Genomic DNA, 24,919 nt, shown 5'->3' on the forward strand with positions numbered 1-24,919 from the left:
TCTAAATTAACAAAAAAAGTAATTTATGTTGATTCGAATTACTGAATTTTAACGTGCATTCTTTTTCATTTTAGATCTTGAGGGGAACCTTGGAGGTTTATGGTTAGAGAAAGTTAGCAGGTACGAATTGGATTTCACAAATTAGACACAAGTGGATTGATTCAAATTAAGGTGATTAGGCGAGCGGTGAAAAATCGCACGGAATGACTGAGAAATACTCTCATATAATAAGTGTCATAGTAGCCATTGAGATGCTGGTTTCGAGCAAACAATGCCTTATAACATCAAAAAAATCAGGATTTTTGGTTGACAAGTGATAATGATTATCAGTATCTTTAGTGTAGCAGATTTAATTGTTTAGTTTAGAAGATCAAAGCGTCGGAAAATTCAGAAGTACCGAATCAGAATATAATTTCAATTTCGTTGTCGTTACGATAGCCGGAATACATACCGGGATTAATGAGAGAGGGATGATCGCATGTTTCGTCTGGAGACGTCCAAGCTGGATATCGCTTATGAGGAAAGACTGATCGTTGAGGATCTGAACATTCAGATTCCCCAAGGGAAAATTACCGCACTTGTGGGAGCCAATGGTTCGGGGAAATCAACGATCCTGAAAACGATGGCACGTATTATGTCACCGAAAGCAGGCAGCGTGTTACTCGACGGCAAGTCCATCCATAAGCAGTCTACGCGTGAAGTTGCCAAGCAGCTTGCGATACTGCCTCAGAATCCTACAGCACCGGAAGGGCTGACTGTTACAGAACTGGTTTCTTATGGCCGTTTTCCTTATCAAAAAGGGTTCGGTTCCATGCGTGCAGAAGATAAACGCATGATTGAGTGGGCGATTGAAGTGACCGGTATGGTAGAATTCCATGACCGTCCAATCGATCAGTTGTCCGGTGGACAACGTCAGCGTGCCTGGATCGCCATGGCACTTGCACAGGAAACAGATATTCTGTTCCTGGACGAGCCGACAACCTTCCTCGATATGGCTCACCAGCTTGAAGTACTGCAATTGCTGGAGCATTTGAACGCAACAGCTAATCGTACCATTGTAATGGTTGTCCATGACTTGAACCATGCATCTCGGTATGCACAGCATATGATTGGGATCAAGCAAGGCAAAGCCATTGCAGAAGGTTCACCCGTAGAAGTGATGACCTCGGATGTATTGCGTGAGGTATTCAACATTGAAGCAGATATTGTGATGGATCCGCGTTCCAATGTACCGCTATGCTTACCATATGCGCTCGCTGGTGAACGTCCAAAACCAGTTGCCCCTGAAACCAAGGTAATGAACAGTGCCATGGTTCATGCAGCAGGCCGCACAGAACATCGTGTTCAGGCAATGGGTAGTTGAGTTATACGAGCTGGATCGCTATGTGATCCTGAATTATAGAAATGAAGCCGCTGTGCGCTATTAGCACGCGGCTCATTCGTATTCACGGGAGGTTTCACTAATGAGTGCAATCAATTATACCTGGCTTGAACAATATGCACGTATTTCCACGATTCCCGTTTCGAACTCTGTTTACGATATACCTCTGGCTTCGTTAAGAGACGCGGAGCAGGCAAGAGATATGCTAACAGCATACAATGAACATTTGCGTGCAGATAGCTTGCAAACCGCAGCAGTGTATTTCATGCATTCTGTTCGCGGTTTGCTTCTGGGGATACATTATCTAAACGCGATGTGTGACACGCTGCTGGATATTTCTTTGGATAATATCCGATTACATCTAACTCTGCAGGACGGATATCCCGCTTTTCATTTTCAACTATTGGATAGCACCGAACTTGCCCATCCTGCGCCGCCCGTCAAGGACGAAATAAACTCGGCATCAGCTTCTACATCCGTACGAAGTGTTATGCTCACGGCTTATTACGGAGAACAGCTCCGGCCTTTAATTGAAGGGATGGCACTGGCTGGTGGGGCGAATGCAGGTCAGATGTGGGCACAGCTTGCATCCATCCTGAGATGGTTCAAGACGCTGGCTGTCCAGATGGAGATTACAGATCAGGAGCGAGAAGCCGTTATTCAGGGGTATGAGCATGTGATTACAATGCCCTCGGAAGTTCTGGGATTACGTAAAAATCTATTGAACTTCAAGCCGGTAGAGATCGACAGCCCGTATGAACCAGGGGAGAAGATTTTAATGAAGTCCACTTGCTGCCTGTATTATAAGGTGGATGGGGGGCAAAATTATTGTTATACCTGCCCCAAACTGAGCAAAGCCGAGCGTCAGGATCGATATGAAGCGATTGTGGCTTCCCGGTAAATTTGATGTAGACACGGGAACACGTTTATAATTGAGATATGATATGACCATATTATAGGAGGAATCAGCAATGTCCGTATATTCGTACAAGGCGGTAACAACCGCGAATCAGGAAGTGTCGCTGGATATGTATCAAGGCAAGGTGCTCGTCATTGCAAACACAGCCAGTAAATGTGGACTGACTCCGCAATACGGTGACCTGCAGAAGCTCTATGACCGTTATCGTGATCAAGGCTTGGTTGTGCTTGGTTTCCCTTGTAACCAATTCGGTGGACAGGAGCCAGGATCAAGCGAGGAAGCGGAATCCTTCTGCCAGATCAACTATGGTGTCAACTTCCCGGTCTTTGCAAAAGTGGATGTGAACGGGGAAGAAGCTCATCCCCTGTTTCAATATTTGAAAGAACAGCAGCCTGGCTCAGGTGAGACCAGCGACATTCAATGGAACTTTACCAAGTTTCTTGTGAACCGTGAGGGTGAAGTTGTTGGCCGTATTGAACCGAAAGAATCACCAGAAACCATGAGTGCTGCGATCGAGCAATTGCTCGGTTAATATAAGGTATACGGTATAGGAAGTAAATTTACGATGAGAAGCCTGCCCTTCTGACTAGAAGGGACAGGCTTCTTTTTTATTGTTTGCGCGCCTAGCCAAGCTAGACACAACTAGCCGGTGAAAGTCCGGTCGAGGTAAGAGCCAAGTCGCCTCGTAGCTGACGGGCAACTGGTGGAGAAATCCTAAGGTTGAAGCTCCGTGACAAAGTAACTTCGTAAGGAAGTGCGAGCAAATCCACAGGCTGTAACATGAAGTGAATCCTGCCGCATCGTTAAAAAGAACCTTTTTTTTAGGACAAGAGGGAGCCGAGTCCTGAGACATTGGGCGAAGGCCATGGAACGCGTGAAGCCCTTGGAAGTGCAGCGCGGAAGAACCCTCCGGTGTAAGGGGAGCGGCATGTGGAGAAAGTTGGGTCTGGAACTAGGGAGACCCTCCCCCGCACGAAGTTTTTTTTTTTCGTAAAGAGCTGACCTATAAGCTGGAAAGGCGAAATGGGAAGCTGCGGGAAGGGAGTCGGAGGGGGACATAGTACCGTGGAAATGAGGACAACACAACCTCATGAAGGGAAGGACCCCTGCTTTTGTTCATGTACTGAAGGAGGTAAGAGTCAGTGAATGCCCAAAAGGCTAACTACACCAAAGTCAAAGCTCGACAACTTCAAAACGTACTATACCTGGCGGCCAAGGAGCATCCGAGGCGCCGGTTTCATGCATTATATGACAAGGTTTATCGAGAGGATGTTCTTTGGGAAGCATGGAAACAGGTCAAAGCGAGTGGGGGGAGTGGTGGTGTCGATGGAGTGACACTGGACACCATCGTTCAGACATATGGAGCCGGGCGCTTTGTGGAGGAACTGAGAAATAAGCTGAAAACGGGAACCTACCAGCCCCAGCCTGCAAGACGGAAAGAGATTCCAAAGCCAGATGGGAAGACTCGCCCGCTGGGTATCCCCGTGATTGCGGATCGGGTCGTACAGATGGCAGCCAAAATGGTGTTGGAACCCCTATTCGAAGCAGACTTCAAGGCGTTCTCCTATGGATTTCGTCCGAAGCGAAGTGCGCATGATGCGATTCGCCATATCCGGCGAGCGGTAAGGAAAGGTGTGTACTGGGTGGTAGACATCGATATTCGAGGATACTTTGACAACATCCCTCATGAAAAGCTGATGCAATTGGTACAGCAGCGCGTCAGCGACAAGCGGATGTTAAAGCTGATTCGTCAATGGCTAAAAGCAGGATTCATGAAAGATGGACAGTGGTACCCTACCGAGATTGGATCGCCACAGGGCGGGGTCATTAGCCCGCTGTTGGCGAACATCTACCTGAACTACCTGGATGCGATCTGGGAAAAGAAGTGTACAGAAATCGGAACCCTGGTGCGCTACGCCGATGACCTGGTGATCCTGTGCAAAACCAAAGAACAAGCCATGCAGGCCATCCACGTGTTGAAGGCCGTGTTCGGAAAACTCGAGCTGGAGATGAACAAGGAGAAGTCAAAGGTGCTGAACCTGTGGGGAGACCAGGAAGGGTTCGACTTTCTGGGGATGCATCACCGGAAAATACCGAAGAAGCTGAAAGGGAACAAAGAAGCCTATGTCTTGCGCAGCTATCCAACAAGAAAAGCGATGAAGACCATGAGGCAAAGAGTCAAAGAAATCACCGAGCCGAGGAATCGTCTGTATTGGACGATGAACCAGATGATCCTAGAACTCAACCCGAAAATACAGGGCTGGAAGAACTACTATGGACTGGATGTCTTTGCGACCAAGTTTCTGAATAAAATCGACTGGTATATCCGAAGACGACTAACCCTGTTCTGGAACAAAAAACGAAACCGACGCCATAAGCACAGCAAGTCCCGGCAGGCAGCAACAACGGCTGAACTGGCAGGACTAAAGAAACTGGCTGGATGAAAAAAAAAAAAAAAAAAATCCGTAATGCCACAGGAAGAAGAGCATCGGAAAGCCGTATGAGGGAAAACCTCACGTACGGTTTGATGAGGGGGAGCTGGAAAAGTAAAAAGAGGGTCTACGCCCTCCGATGAAATTTCAGTTTCCTACTCTACTTGGAACAAACTACTCCTGTAGCCTGCCGCTTCTCAATACCTTCTTGTATACATTCCTTACTGATAATTACACATATTGGAGAGCATAAGGGAAATGTAATTCGGGGACACTGAAATCAGTGAGAAATAGGATTGTGGTCAGGGCGAACATAGGATTGAAGTCGGCGAAACGTAGAATCAGGGTCAAGGAGACTGGGGTATGAAGTCATCGCAAACAGAGGATGGAAGCTGTATTGTCGCTGTTTTATAATGAAAGAATTAATTTTTTTTGCAAAACCTATTGCAATGTGAAAAAGATCACATTATAATGAATGTATTAAGTGAAATAAATCACATAATAAACATCGAATTTATAGTGAAATATTTCACAACCATAATATCACTTATCATTCATTATTTTATATACTCCAAGGAGGAACTACACATGAAAATTGCAGTTATCGGATGTACACACGCAGGAACAGCAGCTATCGTAAATACCGCTAAATTATACCCGGACGCTAACATTACGGTCTATGAACGCAATGACAATATTTCCTTCCTGTCTTGTGGCATTGCGCTCTACGTAGGTGGAGTGGTGAAAGATCCTGAAGGCCTATTCTATTCTTCGCCGAATCAATTGGCAGACCTCGGTGTGGTGACCAAGATGCTGCATGAGGTTACAGCAGTTGATGCGAAAGGCCACACCTTGCGGGCTAAAAATCTGAAAACCGGGGAAGAATTGGAAGATACATTTGACAAACTGATCGTGACTACGGGTTCATGGCCGGTTGTACCGAAGCTTGAGGGCATCGAGATGGATAATATCCTGCTCTGCAAAAACTACAACCATTCCAACACCATCATCGAAAAAGCGAAGGATGCGAAACGCGTGACTGTGGTCGGCGCAGGTTACATCGGTGTGGAATTGGTGGAAGCATTCGAGATGAATGGCAAGGAAGTAACACTGATTGACAGCGTGGATCGTATTTTGAACAAGTATCTTGACTCCGAATTCACAGATGTAATCGAAGATACACTGACTGAAAAAGGCATCAAACTGGCTCTTGGTCAAACGGTGCAGAAGTTTACTGGCGAGAATGGTAAAGTAACCAAAGTCATCACATCCAAAGGGGAGTTCGAGACTGACTTGGTCATCCTCTGTATCGGATTCCGTCCGAATACGGAGCTGCTCAAAGGTCAAGTGGATATGCTGCCAAACGGTGCAATCATCGTGGATAAATATATGCAAACAAGCAAAGAAGATGTTTTTGCTGCAGGTGACAGCTGTGCAATCCATTACAACCCGACCGGCAAAGCGGCTTACATTCCGCTGGCAACCAACGCGGTACGGATGGGTACACTCGTAGCACGCAACCTGGTTCGTCCAACTATACCTTACATGGGAACACAGGGTACATCGGGTATTAAAATTTATGAGCAAAATATTGCAGGAACAGGTATGACCGAAATGTCTGCCAGAGAGGAAGGGCTGGTTGTAGAATCGGTTGTTCTGGAAGACAGCTACCGTCCGGAATTTATGCCAACCGCTGAGAAACTGTTGCTTAAAGTGGTCTACGAACAAGCGACTCGCCGGATTGTCGGTGCACAGGTGATGTCACAAGTGGACCTGACGCAGTCGATCAATACGATCTCGGTTTGTATCCAGAACAACATGACCGTGGATGAACTGGCGTTTATCGACTTCTTCTTCCAACCTCACTACAACAAACCGTGGAATTTCCTAAATACCGCAGGTCTGCAAGCCCTGCGGCCGATAGAGGTTAAAGCTCCAGCGTTGGTGTAAGAGCTATTCTGTTCGAATAGAGCAGCACAGACAGCAGAGCAAGAGATAGGGTACGAATCAAAGCGAATAATTATACAGAAAAGGAAGACTGGCGACTATATCTAATCGTCAGTCTATTTTCTTTGTGTTATCGACCATGCTGGTATTGCAGTCAGAGGTTCGGGTTATGTGAAAATATACATACCGAAGTCGTGGGTATAAATAAAACAGGCTCACTCCTATGAAGTGAACCTGTCCTTAAGCAAACTCTACATCTTTAGACTAGATTAAATCAGACTTGCGTAACAGACGCTGAATCAGAGTTGCCACTTCCCCACGCGTAACATTGGCTTTTGCCGCAAGTTTACCATCACTACGTCCACTGATGAGGCCTGCTTTGGCTGTCAGTGCAATGTTATCCTTCGCCCATGTACCCGCATTAGCGCTATCCTTAAATACGGAGAGAGTCTCGTTAGCATCCAGATTAGCGTACTGGTCTGCGAGCCCTGTCAGCTTCATCGCTCTCGAGATTAACGTCATAGCTTGTTCACGCGTAATCATGTCATTCGGGCGGAACGTACCATCCTCAAATCCGTTAATCAGTTTGTAGGAGGCTGCCGTCTGAACCGCACTGGAATACCAATCTTGCGTAGCAACATCCCGGAAAGGCTGTGAACCCTCACCAAGCTTGAGACCCAATCCACGTACCATGATCGCTGCAAATTCAGCTCTTGTAATTGCTTGATCTGGATTGAAGGTTGTATCGCTAACACCGTGGATGATCATCCGGGAACCCATATCGTTCACCGCATTTTTCGCCCAGTGTTTCTCCACATCCGCAAATGTAATTGGGTTCCAAACAATCCCGTACGTGCTGTTCGTCAAACTGTTAATCTGTGCATAAAATGTCCCTTGCTCCAACACAACCTTGGTTGGTACATGTCGTACTGTACCGTCAGGTTCTACGACAATGCCGGTTGTAATCTTGTTTGGATCAATCTCGGGAGACAATGCTACCTTGCGTTCAACGTATGCGTTGAACTTCGTTATTTCAGTAGTTTTGCCGTTGTATTCTCCAGATACGGTAAAGTCAACAGGTGGAGCAATGAGTGTGAAATCACCTTGGCCTGCTGCATTCACTGCAACCTGATTCATCGTATCCGAAGATTTGGCTATCGTAATACGCACCATAATTTCTTCTAGTTTCAAGTCGCGGCCAAGGCTTTCGGTAATAGAATCAATGTTGATCTCCGAAGCAGGGAGCGTGTAACTCGCCTGATCTGTCTGGAGAACCAACGTTGCAGACATACGTTCCATGTTTTTCACGGATTGCCCGTTTAACTCGCCAACGATGACATTGGAAGAAGATTTAACCGGAATGGTAACGATTGCTTTAGAGCCTTCGGCATCCAGCTTCGCCTGTAATCTCGCCGGATCAACGGTAAGTGTTGTCATTTTTATCCCGTTAGCTTGGGTTGTTGTTTTCATCTTCCCTGCATTTTCAGTTTTGCCGTTAACGATAATGATCACATCTTCGCCGCTTGCATTGTTATTGTTACCGTTATTGGTGTTCGGATTGGTTGTACTGTTTCCCCCAGAAGGAGAGGAGACGACGGGGATCTCAGGATTATTGGTCCCTGGTGCTGATTCATTCTTTACCACAGATGAAGCCCATCCGAACTTTACAATCTTGCCTTCGACATCTACCTCGGCAACAGCGATTTTATCTCCGTTTGCTGCGTTGATTAGACCATTGTTTGGCCAGTTTTCGTAGCCAGTGGCCACATCACCAATAGCAGGAACGTTGATATTTCCGGTACCGAAGTTTTTATAAACGAAACGGTGCCCATTAATCTGAATTGCAGGGGTTACCGTAATGAATGTTTTCCCGTTATTCGTTATTCCGTCAGGATCAACCGCAACCACGCTCAGATCAGTTGCAAGATTTGCTGTGAAGTGAAGTGTTTTCTCTGTTCCAGCTGGAACAGAGCCGTTCGCAGCTACACGAACCTTAACTGTGTGCTCACCACTGAGATCAGGTGTATTAGACCCATCAAACCGAGTGTAGGCTCCATTGTCGATTTTGTATTCCATTGTAATGTCTAAACCGATAATGGTGTTATTATGGTCGTCTGCAGTGACATTTGGTTCAGCAGGGGCCGATGTACTGGAACCTACAATTACTGGTACTTGCTTTGAAGCAAACGCCGAGGACGTGGCCTTGGTACGAACATAGTATGTCCCTGGCTCCAAACCGGTAACGGTTGTGTTAGCGATAGCTGCCCATGTACCGCTTATGTCTTTTTTGTATTCCATCTGATCGGTGACATTTGTGATGGTTCCATCCTGAGCACCGTTCGAAGTTTCATCGGTCTTGCCAACGCCCGTTGGCGTTGCAGAACGAGAAGGAATGACCAATGATTGAGCTGAGCTGTCTGTTGTAGTGTTGCCATTGCCCGTTTTCACGATGGACAACGTGGTTCCAATCCAGCCGCTGTCGATGGTGATCTGTCCTGAGGCGTCTGCGACAGCACTCCCATTGTTGATGGAGTAAGCAGCTTTAGGCACAAATCCTGTCAGTAGCTCATCCATATAGCTGATCGCTACGTTTGGTGTGAGTTCGGGTGTAGCAGATGTTGAACCAACCGTTACCGATGTCTCTAATGAAGCAAACGCCGAGGACGTGGCCTTGGTACGAACATAGTACGTCCCTGGCTCCAAACCGGTAACGGTTGTGTTAGCGATAGCTGCCCATGTACCGCTTATGTCTTTTTTGTATTCCATCTGATTGGTGACATTTGTGATGGTTCCATCCTGAGCACCGTTCGAAGTTTCATCGGTCTTGCCAACGCCCGTTGGCGTTGCAGGACGAGAAGGAATGACCAATGATTGAGCTGAGCTGTCTGTTGTAGTGTTGCCATTGCCCGTTTTCACGATGGACAACGTGGTTCCAATCCAGCTGCTGTCGATGGTGATCTGTCCTGAGGCGTCTGCGACAGCACTCCCATTGTTGATGGAGTAAGCAGCATTAGGCACAAATCCTGTCAGTAGCTCATCCATATAGCTGATTGTTGCAACTGGTTCGGTTTCCGGTGTAGCTGCGCGCTTCACCGTTACCGCATAATATTTAACGGTCGTGTTGTCGGCTGCCGTCACCTTAATGTATGCAGTCGTAGCTCCACCTGCGGTGAGCGAGATCGTCGAGTTGCCAGTAACTGCACCTGTGGAATAGTCACTGTTACTGAACAACTCCATCTTGGCCTGATTATCTGCAAGTACAAGATCGGCTAGTCCCACTGTTGAGTTCGTATGTGCTACGTTAACTGTCCATGTAATCGCTGTTCCGGCTGCCGTTCCATCCCCGCCTCCTGGCGTGTTGTCAGTCTGTCCCAGGACGTTTGTCAGACCAGCATTGTTGCTACCCGGTGCAGCCTCTCCAAGTACAATCTTTGCGTTGTCGTTACCCGCAATATAGAACTTTCCTTCATCATAATAAACGGTGCTTAGCCCCTCGCCGCGTATACCTAATGTGTTCTCATCGTAAGGAGTCCAGTTCACCAGATCAGAGGAGGAATACATCATGTACTGGTCTGGAGTTCCATATAGTAACCCTGCTGCTACATACATGCCATCTCCGTATGCAATGGATTTCAAAACCACTGAATTGACATTGTCAATGTCATGTCTGGTCCAAGTTGAGCTGGCGTTCAAGACACCAGTCGTTTCTAGCACAAGAGGTAAATTAGCTTCATCGGCACCGACAATTACATATTTTCCATTCACATAGGTAATGTCGTTGAAGTAACTTTCTTTGTAGATATTACTATCTGGGTCGATGATTTGATTCCAGTTTAATCCGTTGGTATCCGACTTCCAAATTACTCCGTAACCTGTAGCGATATATTCACCGTTGACATACTTCACATTGGATATATCTAAGCTGATTTTTGTACCCGTCGTCCAAGAAAATCCGTCAACGGAGTTGAGTGTATCACCTGTATCAGTTACTGCCACAAATCCTCCACTCGTTCCGTACGTCAAAGCTACCACTTTGCCTGTTGCGTCAGTGGGGAGAGCATGGAGTGTCCACTGTTCACCATCCGGGGATGTCCCGATTTTGTTACCCATGGCTACAAAAGTGTTATTCCCGTAAGCGACTCTGGAAAAAGCCTCCTTAGGCAGCAATTGACTGGTTGTATTTAGATTTTCCCATCCACTTGCTGAACTTAGGATGATGCTGTCGCTTGCAGCATTGCTACCGCGCGATTCACCTACCACCACCCATGTGGTTCCGTTATAAGCAATACTCTGCAGATTTCCCGCGATCTTCTTCCACTCCGACTTATCCGAAGTAACGACAAGCTTATTTGAAGCGGAGGTAACAAGGACCATACCGGTTCCATTCGAAGCTGCAGATTGGATATCCATATTGGTTGCGTTAGGCTCCGAAGTCCAATTCACGCCGTTATCTGCGGAGGAGTCCAGTTTACCTGCTTGACCAAAACGATAGAGTGTGGTTCCCACTTTGACAGTACCATTGGTATTGTTATAGGAGGAATCGGCTGTAAAATTTATTCCGTCAGAGCTAGAGTAACCATTCCCACTACTATCAACCATATAAAGCTTATCATTATATACAGAGAACGCACTCAAAGCACCACTGCCCTTGAATTCATTCGTCCAGCTTGTCCCGTCGCTGGAATACGCGTATCCGCCATATCTATTTCCTGCGACAACATATTTGCCAGAGATATAAGCCAATTCCTTCAAAGAAAATGACGTACTTGTTGATTGTCCTGAAGGCCAAATTTTCGGGACATTACTCCATAAAGTCCAGTTTAAACCATCCGTAGACATATAGATAATGCCGGTCTCTTGCTCCCGATCACTGGCATTCTATTTTCCGCCAACTGCATAAAAATTGCCGTTTACATAAACGACTTTTTTAAGTGTGTTACCATCAATTGCCGATGATATATCATTCCAGATTTCGCCATCAGACGAAACGATCAATCGTGCTTTAGAACCCGAGCTGTCTTCCGTCCCTGCTGCGATATATAAGTTGTTTGCATACACGATGCTTTCCCAGGATGTTGCTTCGGTAGAAACTCCTGTATTTACGACAGCCCAATTTAATCCATCGGTGGACTGAGCGATCCGTCCCTTATTACCTACTGCGATGTATTTCCCGTTAGCATAAACAACATTTGTCAGATTACGATCAGTGTTGTTATTAACTGCGGACAGGATATTCACATTTCCGTTAGTGGAAGCATGAGCTTGGGGAAGAGGGATGTTAGGAAGAATCAGAGTAAATATCAAAGCATACATCATAATGGTTCTCCAGCGTAAAGATTGTTTGAACATGTTTAAACCCCCTAATGTTTGTAAATATGCTTGTAATAACTCATAAACCATCCTTTTGATAACATGTGAAACAACCTAAACTGCTTCTAATCCATACTCAGCCCCACTCAGCAGAGATAAATTTTAGTATATGTGCTTAGAGTATACAAATGGATTCTGAACAAATTCTGAACAATTCCTTTAGTATGAATGAGTTGCTAGATCAGAGTTCCATGTGCTCGAAAATAAAATTTTAAAAGTTTCTTCAATGCTAAGATTGTGATAATTTGCACAAAGGTTTGTAGAGTGTCGAGATACAATTGGGATAGAGCTTCAACGCATAAACAATGAATCTCAAGTAGCTTTATCCAACGATGAACAAAGTAAAGAAAGGATGATTGATATGGCGGCAAAAACACCTCTAGAGGTTGCACAATATACGGCACAAACTGGAGTTAAGAAAGCACAAAATCCAGGTTCTTCTGTGCTCATTCTTGGTTTCCTGGCGGGAGCCTTTATTGCTCTTGGGTTTCTGTTGGATATTCGTGTCATTGCATCTGCACCAGCAGAGTGGGGAAGCATGGCAACATTTATCGGAGCGGCGGTGTTCCCAGTAGGTCTGATTCTGGTCTTGATCGGCGGAGGAGAACTATTGACAGGGAATATGATGGCTGTACCGCTCGCTGCAATCACACGTAAAATCTCTCCCGCCAGCATGCTGAAGAACCTGCTGCTCGTGACGGTAGGCAATCTGCTCGGTGCCCTGTTCGTGGCCTTTTTCTTTGGTCATGTACTTGGGCTTACAGCCGAGGGTGTATACCTGACTAAAGTAGTTGATATGGCAGGGCACAAACTGCACGACAGCTTCCTGCAGGCTTTTATCTCAGGCATAGGCTGTAACTGGCTAGTGGCACTGGCAGTCTGGCTGTCTTATGCAGCCGATACGATGAGCGGTAAAATTCTGGGTATTTGGTTTCCAACGATGGCATTTGTGGCGATCGGGTTTCAGCACGTTGTGGCTAATATGTTTCTTATTCCGGCAGCGATCTTTGAAGGACACTATTCCTGGGGGCAGTATGTCATGAATTTTATCCCGGTCTGGCTGGGTAATCTGACGGGCGGAGCTTTGTTCGTAGCGGCTGCATACTGGATGGTATATCTGCGCAAGAACGAGCAAGTAGCCACAGTAGCCAAAAAGGAAACAATGGTTCCTGCAGTAACTCCTCCTACGGAAACAGAGGGCAGAGCGATGTGGAGCAAACAGGCCTAACCTAAGGTAGAGTGAATTTTGTAGTAAATAAGAAGATAGGATAAATGAAGTGGATGATGATCTTATATTTTCACGACGATTCGTTGTGGGGGTATGAAATAGGGTCATCTTTTTTTGCACAAAATAAATTCGCCATGACAAGGTTCGGGGGAACGAAACCTGAGCATGGCGAATTTCGGGAGTGGTCCATGATATGGCATGAGGAGGAAGTGGGGAAACACCAGCCTAATGCCTTGTTCTTAATTTACCCCTGGATTCAGGGAATGAATCAAAGGGCTAAAACTTTTTTTGAAAAACTAGAATAATGGATTTGCACAGAAACATGTTAACCAGCAATCATGAAGCTTTGGCCGATTCCCCCTGTTCTCTTTACGTTTTAGTCCCGAAAGGGATATGATATAGGGATAGCCATTGAAAGAGGGGGAGCCAGATGATGATCGATCAGGAGAATGGGGTATTTCCAGCGGTATGCCCGCTCGATTGTCCAGACACATGTGGTCTGCTACTACATAAAGAACAAGGTAAAATTGTTAAGGTAACCGGTAATCCGGATCACCCCATTACCAAGGGTGCAATCTGTAATAAAGTTCGAAATATGACGGAGCGGGTGTATCATCCCGAGCGTCTTCAATATCCGATGAAACGAGTCGGCGCCAAAGGTGAAGGCAAGTTCGAGCGGATCAGCTGGGACGAAGCCATTCAGGAAATTACGGGAAGGTTCAAGGATTTAGCTGAAACGTATGGACCTGAGAGCATTTTGCCTTATAGTTTTTACGGAAATATGGGTGTGCTTGGTGTAGACGGTATGGATCGGCGTTTCTTTAATGCGCTGGGGGCAAGTATGCTGGAGCAGACGATTTGTAATGCTGCGGGCAATACCGGCTGGAAATATACGATGGGAGCTAATCACGGGACATTGCCTGAGGATACGGAGCATGCAGATTTGATTGTGGTCTGGGGTGGGAACATCGTCAGCACGAACATGCATCAGGTTGTACTGGCGGAGAAGGCTCGCAAGAATGGTGCCAAGATTGTGGTTATTGATGTTCACCGCAACCGGACGGCGCAATGGGCAGATTGGTTTATTCCGCTCTACCCGGGTACGGACAGTGCACTGGCACTGGGCATGATGCATGTGCTGTTTGAGCAAGAACTAACAAATGAAGCGTTTATGCAAAAGTATACCGTAGGACACGAAGCGCTGCGCGAACATGTGCGTAAGTACAACCCGGAGCGCGTAGCACGGATTACAGGTGTGCCGGAAGAAACGATTGTGGAGCTGGCGCAGCTCTACGGAGGCGCTAAGGCTGCGCATATTCATATTGGGAATGGCTTGCAGCATCATGACAATGGGGGCATGAACGTACGCAGCATTGCCTGCTTGCCTGCGATTACAGGGCAGTGGCTGAAGCGCGGCGGCGGTGCGGTTCGTACGAACAGTTACGCAAGCACCAACAGTGATGCGCTGGAGCGACCTGACCTAAGGCAACAGGCTGAGCCGCGAGTCGTAAATATGAACCGGATTGGCGAAGCATTGCTGGAAGCGGAACAGCCCATCCGGGCCATGTTAGTTTACTGCAGCAATCCACTGGTGGTAGCACCGGATACGGAACGAGTGGAGCGAGGTTTTGCAAGGGAAGATCTGTTTACGGTAGTTCATGACCTGTTCATGACGGATACGGCGAAATATGCAGATATTGTGCTGCCAGCGACGTCTTCTTTTGAAGCGACTGACCTGTACCTGTCCTACTGGCATCAGTATGTCCAGCTCCAGGAGCCGGTTATCGCGCCAATCGGCGAAAGCAAAAGCAATGTGGAACTGTTCTCGCTGCTCGGACAAGCCATGGGGTATGATGCGGATATCTTCGGTGAAACACCGGAGCAGATGATTGAGAATGCACTTCAAGGCACAGAAAATCCGTATATGAACGGAATTACGCTGAACGGTCTGAAGCAGCATCACTTTGTGAAGCTGGACATGTCGGCACATGATTCCTTCCTGGAACATCTGCCTACACCGTCAGGCAAAATTGAATTATATTCCGAGCAGATGGAGCAAAAGGGGCTACCACCATTGCCGACATACTCTGCGTTAGTTGAAGGTTTTGATGGAGAGAATCCGGCTGGACCTACTGACGCGTATCCGCTGATGTATGTCTCTCCGCCTAACCATAATTTCCTGAACTCCAGCTTCGGCAACTCAGCCAAGCACCAACGGCTGGAGAAGATGCCTCTAGTGCAGATTCATCCAGAAGATGCGGCTCGCCGTGATGTGCAGGATGGCGATGCAGTTGTGGTGTGGAATGAACGCGGACGTATTGAATTGACCGCTAAAGTGACGGATGCGATGCTTCCGGGAACGGTCATCAGCCAAGGGCTGTGGTGGGACGGCGATGGCAAAAAGCAACGCTCCAACTCGCTGACATCTGATCGATTGTCGGATATGGGGAATGGCGCAACCTTTTTCTCAGCCACGGTTGAAGTGAAGCGGCAGTGAAGGGGATTGCAGCCGTAGTTGTGTTTTAATAAAAAAACAAACGTCTGGAGAGGCTGGCGGGTCTCCTCAGGCGTTTGACCTTCATGATTGCGTTATTTGCGATTTTGCTCAGTTCGTTCTACAATCATATCTGCCAATTCTTCAGCCTGACCGTGGGTTGCAAAGCAGTACGATAATTAAAACTTTTTGGACAAACATCGGAAATTAAACTTATTTCCGTGAAAATTGGATAAAGTGGTTGAAATCGCTATCAGCACCGACTATAATGATAATGTCGAAACGTTTCAATCTAGCGTGTACGGCAGATTGCACGATGTTTTTGCACTGAGTGAGCAGAGTTCCATTCCAAGAAGTAGCGAGTTAATGCCACCGTCTAGTCTTTATAAAAGCAGTGGAACAAGAAGAACAAGTTTGAATTATTTTTTTGGAAACGGCTCGAAACGTTTCGATTGTGCGTAACGAGGGGAAATGCAGAGGCTCACTTTAAGAAGTATAGCCAGATGTGCCAGGGGCGTTACGGGATATGCATCATAATGAATGACAAGCACGACTAGTGCAGTGAACGTGACTGTATAGTGTTGATTTTTATTCAATACATGCTGTCTGATAAGATAAATAGTATAGTGTCTGATGAGATAAAATAGTAATGGATGAGTTAAGCAAGAAGGGGCGAACATGGAATGGCAACAATCAAGGATGTGGCAAAGCTGGCGGGTGTAGCACTTTCCACTGCTTCCTACGCACTGAACGGGGACAGCAAGGTTAGTGCCAAGACCAAAGCCAAGGTGCTTGAGGCAGCACGGGAATTGAATTACCGTAAAAATGGCTTTGCCATGGATCTGAAACGTAGCCGGACCAATACCATCGCGCTCATCTTGACGGATTTGTCGGGACCTTATTACTCCGAGCTCATTCGCAGTGTGCAGGATGTGGCGCTGGCGAACGGATATGATCTGATTGCATGCAGCTCAATGGGTGGAGGAGATTCCACGGCAGTACGTTTTTTACGTGAAAAAAGAGTGGACGGAGCCATTATACTGGCTCATAATATCCTTGATGAAATCCTGATTGAGTCTGCCGGAGCGCGATTCCCGATTATTGTTATGGATCGGCAGCTATCTGGTGATCATCTGGTTAACGTCCTGGTGGATGGTGAGCAAGGGGGATATCTGGCGACCCGTCGTCTGATCAGAAATGGTCATGTAAATATTGCTTATATCAGCGGGCCATCCAATTCCTACGATAATGCACTACGTTACCAGGGATATCTCCGAGCGATGCGAGAAGCAGGGCTTGCAGAAAAGTCCAAGTGGCGCTTGAACGGCAATTTTGTACGCGAAGGCGGTTTCAGTGCAACCAAGATGATGATTATGCAAGGCGAACTTCCATCAGCTGTGTTTTACGGAAATGACGAGATGGCCATAGGTGGATTGAAAGCATTTGAAGAGAGTGGTATTTCGGTGCCGGGGGATATTTCAGTTATCGGATTCGATGATATCCAGCTGTCCGAATATACTCGTCCGCCGCTGACCACCATTCGCCAACCGAAGCATGAGGCTGGATCACTGGCAGGGCATCTGCTGTTCCAGATGCTGAATGGAGAGAGTGTTAATCCATCTTATACGTTGACGATTGATTTGGTGGAGCGTGGTTCTGTAGGTTCTCTTTAAGTTCAGGACTACATAATGACGAGAAGAATGTTCTGCATGTGAATGAGATGAGTTATAACAAACATGAGGGTTGTCGTTGGGACGGGCCAGAAACGGCCGGTTCAAAGGGAACCCTATTCTTTTTCAAAAATATCGAAACGTTTCGATTATACGCAGTAAACTAATTTAAGGAGTGATAGAGTGATGACAACAACTATGAATAAAACGATTCGTCTGGCAGCCGGAGAAGTCACATTTACTTTTTTGAACAGTGGAGACTTGTACCAGGCCACTTCCGGTTCAACGATGTTGAATCAACTACTTAGTAACCCGATTGATGGGTCTTTGAATAATCTGTATCTGCGTGTACATGAGGATGGGGAAATTACTTCGTTCCCGATGCTCGGCGTACATTCCAACAGCCAGGTATCCACAAGTAAATCACATGCAGACCGTCAGCTGATCTGGACAGGCAGTGTTCAACCGAAGAATGCAGCACAGGCGATCCGATATCAGGTTATCTTTACACTTGCATCACAAGGAATCTGGTTCTGGAATGTGAAGATTACAGGACAACAGCAGCGTATCGATGTGGTCTATGGACAAGATGTGGGACTCGCTGATCCGGGTGCAGTGCGTAGTAATGAGGCATATTTATCACAATATATTGACCATACCGTATTTAAGGATGATGTGAAGGGGTATGTTGTGTGCTCGCGTCAGAACCAGCCACAGGGTGGAGTTTTCCCTTACATGCAGCAAGGTTCTCTGACCAATGCAGTAGGTTACTCTACAGACGGATTCCAGTTCTTCGGGCTGTCTTACAAAGAAACCAATCAACCGGAAAGTCTGAGCCGTCCGTCACTGGCAAACAAGACTTACCAGTATGAGTTCGCTTATACTGCACTGCAATCCGAGCTGCTCGAACTGAACGGTGAAACAGAGGTTGTTTTCTATGGACTGGCGAAGCCTAACCATGCATCGGGCATTACTGCATTGGAGTTCGGTGATGAAGTTGAAGCGGCATGGAACGAAGTGCAGGCTCTGAACGCAGAGCCAGGTGATGTGCTTGAGCAGGTGAAACTCTCCTCGGCTTTGGGTGAGCCACTGGCTGCACTCGATCTGACACAGGAAGAAATTAACGACCTGTACCCTGACCGTCATCAGGAAGAACGCAGCGGGGAGCAACTGTTGTCCTTCTTTACGGAATCTTACGAACATATCGTATTGAAAGCCAAAGAACTGCTGGTAGAACGTCCACATGGACACATTCTGATGAGTGGCGGTAATGTAGAACTTGGTGCACAGGTTATTACAACTACATCGTACATGTATGGAATGTTCAACTCACAGCTCGTCATTGGCAACACGAATTTTAATAAAATGATGAGTAATGCCCGTAATGCCTTGAACGTGCCGAAGACGGCTGGACAACGCATCTATGTGGAGATGGATGGACAATATCGCCTTCTGACGATGCCGTCTTTGTTCGAGATTGGTTTTAACTATGCCCGTTGGATTTACAAAATGGAGTCCGATACACTCATCGTGACAAACTATACAACGACGCATGCCACAGAAGTACGCATGAATGTGCGCTCTACAAGTGGCAAGGCTTATCGTTACCTGGTGACTAACCAGATTACGATGAACGTGAATGAGTACGAATATCCACTGCACATGACACAGGATGGCGATACACTGATTTTCAAAGCTGATTCGAAGTCCCTGAGTGCAGGAACATATCCAGAGCTGGAGTATCGGTTGACCGTTGAAGGTGCTGCTGCTCAGGCTGGAGATGAAACGCTGCTTGCCAGCGGTGTTCGCAGCGGCTCTGCTTCGCTCGTAACGCTCAGTTTGGAAGCAAGTGCGGAATGGACGCTGAAGGTTCAGGGCGTACTGGAAGGTCAGGCGTCTGCAGGTGCTGACGCAGCAACTTCGACTCTTTCTTTTGAAGAAGAAGTGCAGGCATACCGTGAGTTCTTCGCAGGTGTCATGAACGGTTTCCGTTTGTCCCGTGGTGAGAGTCAGGATGCGGAAGATTTGTTCAAAGTCAACGCGCTTGCTTGGTGGTACACCCACAATATGCTGGTTCACTACTCTGTACCTCACGGTCTGGAGCAATACGGCGGCGCAGCCTGGGGTACACGTGATGTGTGTCAGGGCCCGGTGGAGTACTTCATGGCCACCCAGAAATATGAGCAGGTTCGCGATATCATCAAAATGGTGTACACGCACCAATACGAAGATGATGGCAACTGGCCGCAATGGTTTATGTTTGACAAATACTTTGCGATTCAGCAGGAAGAGAGCCATGGCGATATCATCGTATGGCCGCTGAAAGTGCTGGCAGACTACCTGACTGCAACTCGTGATTATGCGATTCTGGACGAGAAAGTACCTTACACCGTCAAACACAGCTTCGGGTTCACAGAAGAGATAGCGACGGTACTGGATCACGCGAAAAAAGAGATCGAATACATCCGTGCACACTTCCTGCATGATACGTTCCTGTCCTCCTACGGAGATGGAGACTGGGATGATACACTCCAGCCAGCCAATGCACAGCTCAAGCAATACATGGTGAGCAGCTGGACGGTGGCCTTGACGTACCAGTCCGTGAACGTGCTCTCGCAGGCATTGGAATCCAGAGATGAAGCCTTTGCCCAGGAGCTTGCTCAACTGGCAGAGGGGATCCGCGAGGACTTCAACCGTTATATGTTGGGCACAGATGTGATTCCAGGTTTTGTGTACATGGAAGAGGCGGATCAGGCGAAACTGATGCTGCATCCGACGGATACGGAAACAGGCATTCAATACCGCCTGTTGCCAATGACACGCAGCATGATTGGTGAACTGCTGAATGCAGAACAGGCTGAGTCGCATTACGCGCTCATTCGTGAACAGTTCCTCTGCCCGGATGGCGTACGTCTGATGAACCGTCCTGCGCAATATGCAGGCGGCGTAAGCACACACTTCAAACGTGCAGAGCAAGCGTCCAACTTCGGACGTGAGATCGGTTTGCAATACGTGCACGCCCACATCCGTTACGTGGAAGCGATGGCGAAGCTCGGTAAGACCGATCAGGTATGGAATGGTCTGGCGATGATCAACCCTGTGGGGATCCGCGAGGTTGTACCTAACGCAGAGATTCGCCAAGCGAATGCGTACTTTAGTAGTTCAGACGGCAAGTTTAACACTCGTTACGAGGCGCAGGAACATTTTGACCAGCTTCGCAAAGGGACGGTAGAGGTGAAGGGCGGATGGAGAATCTACTCCAGCGGTCCTGGAATCTACATGAACCAGTTGATCTCGAATGCACTGGGTATTCGTCAGGAAGGCGGCAATCTGGTGATCGACCCGGTACTGCCAGCTGAGCTGGACGGCATGCAATTCGAATTTGAATATGCAGGTGAGCCGGTAACATTCGTCTACCACTTGAACGAGGGAACTGTCAGCCGTGTCACCGTGAATGGCCAAAACATTCAAGGGGAGCGCACAGCAAACCGTTATCGTCAAGGCGGGGTATGCATCTCGCTGGATGTGTTCAAACAGGCAAGCGGCTCAGCAGAGCGCACGATTGTTGATGTTTATATGTAAGCTAGCAACTATGTAACAATCAGGGCCAACCTTCATTCAGAGGGTTGGCTCTTTGGTTTACCTCACGTGTTATGCTGCATATGCCAACCAAATTACCGTTTAAGGCTGTGGCACCGCAAGCACCGTGTGTAACAGCTCATTATGCCTTATATGCTTGGTCTCGTAGCCCAGGTAACCCAGCCAGTTGCACAATTCGCCTAGCAATGGGAAATGGCGCTCTCGTAATGCTCGTTGTTGTTCCGCATCTCCAGTTGTGGCAGTGTGCCTACTATAAGCGTCGCGGTGGGCGGAATCGGTAAACATCAGGTCGGTGAGACAGATCCGGCCAGTTGCGGTGTTCTTTAGCACACGCTGTATTTCTTCCAAAGCGAGCTGCTGCTGATCGGGGCCCAGATGATGAAAGGCAAAACTGGATACGACAAAGTCAAAGGACTGATCGGCAAAAGGAAGCGCCAGGAAATTACCAAGCTTCACATGCATTTGCGGATATTTCCGTCGGCACGTCCGTAGCATTTCCCGTGACTGATCAATTCCGGTCATGACTGCACCCTGGTTCAGCATTCTGCCAGCCAGATTGCCTGTTCCAGTCCCGATGTCCAAGCCAGCTTCCCCGGATACTGGAGAGATCCACTGCACAGTCTGTTCCAAGGCTTCATCATAATTGTGGTACAGGCTGAAAGGCATGTCTTCTTTTGTCTTTCCGGCCTGGACCCGCTGATCATGGACAGCCGCTTGTTGATCATAATTCCAGCGGTCATGCCAGTTCTGTCTTGCCTCCCGCAGACGACGTGCACTACCAGCCAGCTCGTGCAGATGACTGACATCCAGCGACCCGTCCTGACGGTTCAAGTCAATCATACGCTGAGTCGTATCCATCATCCGTTTCAACTCTACCCATTGGGCATACATCACCGCTTGCTGCAGCTCCAGATATTCCTCCAATCCCTGCTGGTTGCCTTGATCTATCTCGGCGAGGGCATGGGTAATGTCCTGCAGGGACATGCCAATCTCGCGCAGCGCTGCAATCGTCTGCAAACGCCAAATATCATTTTCCGTATAGGTGCGGTATCCGTTGCTGGACTGCTTGGCAGGCTGAATTAACCCTTTTTCCTCATAAAAACGAATGGCTCTCGCCGATATTCCCAGCCGGGATGAGGCTTCTTTGATATTCAATCTGATATACCTCCTTACCTTATTGAACCGTATCTATAATTATTACCATGGAATCAGTATAAAGTATGACGTTACGTTAAGGTAAAGTGGGTTTTCATTATTTGGTCAAACGAAGGCGGAATTTTAGTCCACCCGGCGGCTATGCTACAATAGATAGCAGAATAAGTCACATGAAAAAGATCGTAAAATGAGGCAAAACTACAAAATATTTAATGAAGATATATGAAAGGTTGAATCGGCATGCTCACCAGTCAAACGTATCAAATTCGTGCTTCCGAGATGAAGGATGCGAACCAGTTGATGGAGCTGGATATGCTCGTCTGGAATACGTCCACCTCGCCTGCGCCGATGCAATGGCGATCCAGACAGCAGTATTTGCAATATTGCCCCCCGGGCAGTCAGCTAATCGCGGTACAAGAGGATCGGGTATGCGGATATGTGGGCTTCCATCCCCCCACAGGAATGCCGGTGAACCGCCATGTATACGAGATACATATTGCAGTTCACCCTGAATTTCGCCGCTCGGGTGTAGCGACAGCTTTAATGAAAGCAATGAAGCAGTACGCGTTGGAGCAAGGGATTCGCAAGCTCAGGCTGCGTGTGTTATCAAGTAATCCGGGAGCGGTTGCCTTCTATGAGCAATGTGGGTTTGTAACTGAGGGCAGGCTTGTATCCGAGTTTCGAATCGGTGGCAAGGATGTGGACGATATTTTGATGGCTTATTTTATTAATGCATAGGCTGTTTAGACAGTTAGCTGATGGAGAATGGGCAAATGAACTTCGCTGAGGAGGAATAAACAATGGATATGGGACTTCGCGGTAAAAAAGCACTGGTGCTGGCCTCTAGCCGGGGCCTGGGCAAAGCGGTGGCGGCACAGCTGGCACTGGAAGGTGCTGATGTGATGTTGGCAAGCCGAAGCGAGGACAAGCTCGCTATCGTCAAAAAAGAGTTGCTTGCACTTGGCGGCGGTGGACGCGTGGAATATGTCGCAACGGATGTAACTCGTAAGGAGGACATCGCGGCGCTTATTCAGGTGACAGCAGAACAGTTTGGGCAGATCGACATTCTGGTCAACAATTCCGGAGGCCCGCCTTCGGGTACGTTCGAGTCACTGACAGACGAAGACTGGGAGCATGCATTTGAACTAAACATGCTTAGTTATGTCCGGCTGATTCGAGGTGTACTTCCGTATATGAAGACAAATGGAGGGCATATCGTCAACATTGCTTCGACTTCGGTCAAACAGCCTATTCCTGGCTTAATTCTATCCAATACGTTCCGTACCGGTGTGTTTGGCCTCGCCAAGACGCTCTCTCAGGAGTTTGCACCTTACGGCATCTTGATTAATACTGTAGCCCCTGGACGCATCGCAACAGATCGGATTCGTGAGCTGGATACGGCGCGAGCAGAACAGAACGGGGTCAGTGAAGATGAAATCGCGGAGCAGTTCCGCAAAGAGATTCCGATGGGGCGTTACGGCCAGCCAGAAGAATTCGCGAAAGCCGTTGTATTCCTGCTATCCGGGGCCAACACCTACATTACCGGAACGTCATTAATTGTCGATGGTGGTATGGTGCGTGCGCTCTAAAAGACTATTATGTACCTGATCATCATTAAAGCCCCTCCTTCACCGCTGCAGACAGCGTGAGAAGGAGGGGCTTGGCATGGAAATAATCCTGTAGGGATGTAGAAACCGGGACGTATTTATAACGTTTCACCGAACACTAAGTGATTGGATGGTTCATTACGCAGGGTTTTTACTAAGATCGGATGTGCTCGTACTTGCCTTATCAATCGCACCCGTCTTACCCGTTTTATCTGTCTTGTCGTTCTCTGGAAAAGGTTTTACCGGGGCGCCCGAATCATCTTTCAAACGAGAGCCGTGGTGATGCTTCGGTTCAACCGATGGACGAGTCCCATTGACAAGGTCTGTGATACGCCCGGTTAGGTCGGCAACTCGCTCATTATATTGAGCCTGTGTGATCTTACCGTCTTTTAACTCTTGCTGCAGATCCGATGTTCTGTCGGTTGCAAGCTTCTGAATAATGATTTGTACGTTCACCTTCTGCGCAGATGCAATCTCAGCAAGAGTATTGCCTTTTTTTAGTGATGAAGATAGTTCGTTCGTTGTCAGTCCAAGTAGAGACGCGAGCTTGTCCAAGTTGCGATCCACTTCAGGGCCAAACCCCCGTCCAGGTAAACCCATACCAGGCGCAGGGAGTTCAGGTTTCTTCGCGCGTAATGCGGATGGTTTTTCTTTTACAAGTTCGGTTACATGCTCCGTATGAGCGGTTAAGCGCTCATTATACTGAGTTTGTGTAATCTTGGAGTCGGTAAGCTGCTGTTGCAGTTCCTTCTTCTCCGTGGCTACAAGTTTATCAATGAGCGTCTGTGTCTCAACTTTTTTTGAGGCAGCAATTTCAGCAAGGGACTGGTCTGCTTTTAGAGCTTCTTTTAATTCATCTTTGGTTATGCCCAGCACCGACAGGACTTCTTCGGCATGAGGGCCGAACCAAGGTCCAAGTCCTCGTTCTGCTTCGCCAGGTGGTTTCAATATATGGGACCCCATCGGGGCAGTGCGTTTGTTCTGGAGTGCATCGGATGCTTTCGCCGCAGGGTCTGCATGAACCGCAGTGGTTGCCAGTAAGCCCCCGCCAAGTGCAAACGTTAAAGCTAAAGCGCTGGTTACTTTTACTGCTTTTGATGTTGTGGTTTTCTTCAT

16 protein-coding genes are annotated in these 24,919 nt (G+C 47.6%); 12 read left to right on the plus strand and 4 right to left on the minus strand.

Annotated elements, in window-relative coordinates; genetic code table 11:
• Positions 1–478 precede the first annotated feature (478 nt).
• The 5 genes from ACR8BL_RS19130 to ACR8BL_RS19150 all read left to right on the plus strand — a co-directional run bounded on the left by ACR8BL_RS19130 (position 479) and on the right by ACR8BL_RS19150 (position 6,682).
• Positions 479–1,363 (plus strand): ABC transporter ATP-binding protein, encoded by an 885-nt coding sequence (locus ACR8BL_RS19130; protein WP_434749083.1) that lies wholly within the window; start codon positions 479–481, stop codon positions 1,361–1,363.
• Between the two features lie 100 nt (positions 1,364–1,463).
• Positions 1,464–2,282: a (2Fe-2S)-binding protein gene (locus ACR8BL_RS19135; protein WP_434749084.1), complete on the plus strand. Its 819-nt coding sequence runs from the start codon at positions 1,464–1,466 to the stop codon at positions 2,280–2,282.
• Between the two features lie 70 nt (positions 2,283–2,352).
• A complete protein-coding gene (locus ACR8BL_RS19140; protein WP_434749085.1) occupies positions 2,353–2,832 on the plus strand; it encodes a glutathione peroxidase in 480 nt (159 codons plus the stop codon).
• Between the two features lie 610 nt (positions 2,833–3,442).
• Positions 3,443–4,744 (plus strand): group II intron reverse transcriptase/maturase, encoded by a 1,302-nt coding sequence (ltrA, locus tag ACR8BL_RS19145; RefSeq protein ID WP_434749086.1) that lies wholly within the window; start codon positions 3,443–3,445, stop codon positions 4,742–4,744.
• Positions 4,745–5,320: 576 nt separating this feature from the next.
• Positions 5,321–6,682 carry an FAD-dependent oxidoreductase gene (locus ACR8BL_RS19150; protein WP_434749087.1) on the plus strand — a complete coding sequence of 454 codons (1,362 nt, stop codon included), beginning with the start codon at positions 5,321–5,323 and terminating at the stop codon, positions 6,680–6,682.
• 261 nt (positions 6,683–6,943) lie between these two features.
• Here the strand turns inward: ACR8BL_RS19150 and ACR8BL_RS19155 are convergent, their stop codons facing one another.
• Entirely contained in the window at positions 6,944–11,518 is a 4,575-nt protein-coding gene (locus tag ACR8BL_RS19155) for an S-layer homology domain-containing protein (protein WP_434749088.1), read from the minus strand.
• A 39-nt stretch (positions 11,519–11,557) separates the two neighbouring features.
• On the minus strand, positions 11,558–12,028 hold the full coding sequence (locus ACR8BL_RS19160; RefSeq protein ID WP_434749089.1) for a hypothetical protein: 471 nt from the start codon (positions 12,026–12,028) through the stop codon (positions 11,558–11,560).
• 382 nt (positions 12,029–12,410) lie between these two features.
• On the opposite strand from ACR8BL_RS19160, the gene ACR8BL_RS19165 reads away from it, so the two are divergent.
• The 5 genes from ACR8BL_RS19165 to ACR8BL_RS19185 all read left to right on the plus strand — a co-directional run bounded on the left by ACR8BL_RS19165 (position 12,411) and on the right by ACR8BL_RS19185 (position 21,023).
• On the plus strand, positions 12,411–13,277 hold the full coding sequence (locus ACR8BL_RS19165) for a formate/nitrite transporter family protein (RefSeq protein WP_434749090.1): 867 nt from the start codon (positions 12,411–12,413) through the stop codon (positions 13,275–13,277).
• A gap of 44 nt (positions 13,278–13,321) precedes the next feature.
• The gene (locus ACR8BL_RS19170; RefSeq protein ID WP_434749091.1) at positions 13,322–13,582 is read left to right on the plus strand and encodes a hypothetical protein; all 261 of its coding nucleotides are present in this window, start codon (positions 13,322–13,324) and stop codon (positions 13,580–13,582) included.
• Positions 13,583–13,710: 128 nt separating this feature from the next.
• Positions 13,711–15,774: a molybdopterin-containing oxidoreductase family protein gene (locus ACR8BL_RS19175; RefSeq protein WP_434753175.1), complete on the plus strand. Its 2,064-nt coding sequence runs from the start codon at positions 13,711–13,713 to the stop codon at positions 15,772–15,774.
• A gap of 680 nt (positions 15,775–16,454) precedes the next feature.
• Complete coding sequence (locus ACR8BL_RS19180; RefSeq protein WP_434749092.1) at positions 16,455–17,444, plus strand: LacI family DNA-binding transcriptional regulator; 990 nt, start codon at positions 16,455–16,457, stop codon at positions 17,442–17,444.
• 183 nt (positions 17,445–17,627) lie between these two features.
• Positions 17,628–21,023, plus strand: coding sequence for a GH36-type glycosyl hydrolase domain-containing protein (locus ACR8BL_RS19185; protein ID WP_434749093.1), 3,396 nt, complete (start codon positions 17,628–17,630; stop codon positions 21,021–21,023).
• Positions 21,024–21,122: 99 nt separating this feature from the next.
• On the opposite strand, the gene ACR8BL_RS19190 is transcribed toward ACR8BL_RS19185, so the two are convergent.
• A complete protein-coding gene (locus ACR8BL_RS19190) occupies positions 21,123–22,196 on the minus strand; it encodes a methyltransferase domain-containing protein (RefSeq protein WP_434749094.1) in 1,074 nt (357 codons plus the stop codon).
• A gap of 240 nt (positions 22,197–22,436) precedes the next feature.
• Here ACR8BL_RS19190 and ACR8BL_RS19195 point away from each other — a divergent pair, with 240 nt between their 5' ends.
• Both ACR8BL_RS19195 and ACR8BL_RS19200 read left to right on the plus strand, forming a co-directional pair.
• Complete coding sequence (locus ACR8BL_RS19195) at positions 22,437–22,934, plus strand: GNAT family N-acetyltransferase (protein WP_434749095.1); 498 nt, start codon at positions 22,437–22,439, stop codon at positions 22,932–22,934.
• A gap of 62 nt (positions 22,935–22,996) precedes the next feature.
• On the plus strand, positions 22,997–23,785 hold the full coding sequence (locus ACR8BL_RS19200) for an SDR family oxidoreductase (protein ID WP_434749096.1): 789 nt from the start codon (positions 22,997–22,999) through the stop codon (positions 23,783–23,785).
• Positions 23,786–23,941: 156 nt separating this feature from the next.
• Here the strand turns inward: ACR8BL_RS19200 and ACR8BL_RS19205 are convergent, their stop codons facing one another.
• Positions 23,942–24,919, minus strand: a complete 978-nt coding sequence (locus ACR8BL_RS19205) for a hypothetical protein (protein ID WP_434749097.1) — start codon at positions 24,917–24,919, stop codon at positions 23,942–23,944.

Origin of the sequence: Paenibacillus amylolyticus, assembly GCF_051136285.1 — a bacterium.
In the GTDB taxonomy this organism is placed as follows: Bacteria; Bacillota; Bacilli; order Paenibacillales; family Paenibacillaceae; genus Paenibacillus; species Paenibacillus amylolyticus_F.

Bases quoted from the DNA above. Each gene is read 5' to 3' on its own strand.
- ACR8BL_RS19135 (WP_434749084.1), top strand. From the start codon at position 1,464: ATGAGTGCAATCAATTATACCTGGCTTGAACAATATGCACGTATTTCC.
- ACR8BL_RS19155 (WP_434749088.1), bottom strand. From the start codon at position 11,518: ATGTCTACGGATGGTTTAAACTGGACTTTATGGAGTAATGTCCCGAAA.
- ACR8BL_RS19170 (WP_434749091.1), top strand. From the start codon at position 13,322: ATGAAGTGGATGATGATCTTATATTTTCACGACGATTCGTTGTGGGGG.
- ACR8BL_RS19175 (WP_434753175.1), top strand. From the start codon at position 13,711: ATGATCGATCAGGAGAATGGGGTATTTCCAGCGGTATGCCCGCTCGAT.
- ACR8BL_RS19140 (WP_434749085.1), top strand. From the start codon at position 2,353: ATGTCCGTATATTCGTACAAGGCGGTAACAACCGCGAATCAGGAAGTG.
- ACR8BL_RS19200 (WP_434749096.1), top strand. From the start codon at position 22,997: ATGGATATGGGACTTCGCGGTAAAAAAGCACTGGTGCTGGCCTCTAGC.
- ACR8BL_RS19180 (WP_434749092.1), top strand. From the start codon at position 16,455: ATGGCAACAATCAAGGATGTGGCAAAGCTGGCGGGTGTAGCACTTTCC.
- ACR8BL_RS19165 (WP_434749090.1), top strand. From the start codon at position 12,411: ATGGCGGCAAAAACACCTCTAGAGGTTGCACAATATACGGCACAAACT.
- ACR8BL_RS19160 (WP_434749089.1), bottom strand. From the start codon at position 12,028: ATGTTCAAACAATCTTTACGCTGGAGAACCATTATGATGTATGCTTTG.
- ACR8BL_RS19205 (WP_434749097.1), bottom strand. From the start codon at position 24,919: ATGAAGAAAACCACAACATCAAAAGCAGTAAAAGTAACCAGCGCTTTA.
- ACR8BL_RS19185 (WP_434749093.1), top strand. From the start codon at position 17,628: ATGACAACAACTATGAATAAAACGATTCGTCTGGCAGCCGGAGAAGTC.
- ACR8BL_RS19195 (WP_434749095.1), top strand. From the start codon at position 22,437: ATGCTCACCAGTCAAACGTATCAAATTCGTGCTTCCGAGATGAAGGAT.
- ACR8BL_RS19150 (WP_434749087.1), top strand. From the start codon at position 5,321: ATGAAAATTGCAGTTATCGGATGTACACACGCAGGAACAGCAGCTATC.
- ACR8BL_RS19130 (WP_434749083.1), top strand. From the start codon at position 479: ATGTTTCGTCTGGAGACGTCCAAGCTGGATATCGCTTATGAGGAAAGA.